2 protein-coding genes are annotated in these 2,233 nt (G+C 57.6%); one reads left to right on the forward strand and one right to left on the reverse strand.

Annotation, left to right across the window (positions count from 1 at the left end; translation table 11 throughout):
* Positions 1-144 (reverse strand): transposase (locus IVB42_RS32410; RefSeq protein ID WP_247471836.1); only part of this gene is annotated, 144 nt, incomplete at its 3' end.
* Positions 145-561: 417 nt separating this feature from the next.
* Here IVB42_RS32410 and IVB42_RS32415 point away from each other — a divergent pair.
* Entirely contained in the window at positions 562-1,950 is a 1,389-nt protein-coding gene (locus IVB42_RS32415) for a hypothetical protein (protein ID WP_247366692.1), read from the forward strand.
* The last annotated feature ends 283 nt before the right edge of the window (positions 1,951-2,233 follow it).

The following is a 2,233-nucleotide window of genomic DNA, read 5'->3' on the forward strand; positions in this document are numbered from 1 at the left end:
GAAGCCGAACTCCTTCACCCATTTGCGCAGCACGTTCTCATGAACGCCCAGGTCTCGGCCAGCTTGCGCCACAGATACCCCGCGCTCCCTGACGAGCTTCACCGCCTCGATCTTGAACTCTCGACTGAACTTCCGTCTCTGCATGACCCACCTCTGGCTCGATAAAACACCCAAGCTTGGTGTCCATCAAACCGGCAGCAGCTCATATCGCCTGAAGGCAGACGTCGCGGCCCTGTAAGCGAAGGTCAGCAACGGGCCACATGCGGGCGCCGCGGCCACGTTGGTCCGTTCGCACCCCGCAAGCCGACGTCAGGGGGTAGAAACAGAGAGCAGCTACGGCCCATTCGCGACATTCTAGCGCTGCGCCGACGAATTCCGGTCTACCCCGATAGGCAGACATAACTCATTCGTGAACCGCCACAGGGCGACCGCTGTCCTTGCGAGTGAACACAAGGGACGGCAAGGGCGACCAACCCTACAGCGGGAAGACTTGCCACGGCGCCTGCCTCCGGCTGCATGTCAGGACGTTCGAGGCAGCATTCCCGTTCCGGGAGGCGCGATATGCTGCAGTTGAAAGACAAGGTCGGACGGTTCGCGACGACAGGGCGCAGCTGCCAGAACTGGAAAAAGGATCAGGAACTGGTTATTTCGCTGCTCAACAAGATCGCCATTTCCGACGGCGGCGCCGAGAACACGCTCAAACCACAGATGGTAGTGACCGGTTATGCCAGCGACGGCCTTTACAACTCGATTCTGTACTTCCAGAAGAAGAACTTTCCCGGCACGCCTGACGGCTATGTTCGGCCTGCCGGCCCGACATTCAATCGGCTCGTTGAACTGTCGACGAAGGCGGCCGCCAAGCCCGCCCCGCCAAAGGGCCAATGGGACGCAATCGCGACTCCTTCCGTCGATGCTGCACTTCGCAAAGGTCTCATCGACGACTCAAAGCTGGACTACGCAGAGGTCGTTGACATCATCCGGGCTACCGTCGCAGACGGCATGGTCACCGCATTCGAGCTGGACGACCTGACCACCATTGCGAACACCTCCAGAACGCTCTCCCCCACCTCGAAAAAGCTCATCACGCTCTTCGTCGGAGAAGAATACAAGGAGAAGCGCGGGATCGGACCGTATGATCTCAATTCCGACCAGAAAAAACTAGCCGCGGAAATGGTCTGCGATTTCCTGAAAAATACGAGGACGACGTTCTTTCCGAAGCTCGACCCACACCGCGTCGGCATAGGTATTCTCAGGCGCATTGCGAAACCGAGCCTCATCAATCAAGACCAGGGAAGTCTGTGCGGGCCATCCGCCCTGATGTTCGGCTACGCGTCGGACAAGCCAGGGTCTTACGCGCGCTTCGCGATCGATCTCTATCAGAAGGGGCAGGCGAATCTTGGCCGCCTGCTGATCAAGCCGGGAAAGGATGTGAGGAACTTCACGCCACCCTGGTCGCTGGACCACGTCGACTGGCTGACATGCGCCTCCATACGCGATTCGGAGAACTGGTTCCTGGATTTCGACGACACAGGCAAGATCAGCGATCTTGCGGGTGTCACCCTGCCGAGCGAAATGGAGCAATGGTTTCGCAAGGCAGGATACCGGGACGTGCGCGAGAATACCAACATTTCACGATTCAACAAAGACATCGACGATGTAAACGAAGCCAACCGGCTGCTCGACAGCGGATATCGCGTATGTCTTTTCATAAGCGCCAATATGATCGACTATGACGACCAGTCCGATAAAGGCTCCGCGCTTACGATGCACTGGGTCGTGCTGCGCGAGAAGATACAAGTGATGAACGGGTTCGTGAAGGCGAAGGTCTTCTCATATGGCGATGGAGACTATTTGATACCGCATCCGCAGGAAAAAACCCATGCCGTCAAGCCCCTCGCCGTTCGGGACTTTCTTATGAATTTCTATGGGTACGTTGCTGCCAAGGGGTGACCGGGGCCAGAAGCGCCAAGGCAAGACGATGCTGGTCACGCACGAGATGGCCTTCTCAGCCGATGTCTCCACCCGCGTCGGCTGAATGCCGGCATCATGGCCGAGGATCGGCACGCCCGAGGAAACCATCCGCCAGCCGCGCAGCGAACGGCCGAAGGTTCAAAATTTCGCGTTGACGGTCCGAACTAGCACTACTTTGGCAGATTGTTGATTTTGCCGCGATTTATAGGATTCCCGAATCAATTTTTCAATGATTCATGGGTGGTCGGCTCTTGGAGGGCTG

Source organism: Bradyrhizobium sp. 45 (assembly GCF_023073155.1).
GTDB classification, from domain to species: Bacteria; Pseudomonadota; Alphaproteobacteria; order Rhizobiales; family Xanthobacteraceae; genus Bradyrhizobium; species Bradyrhizobium canariense_D.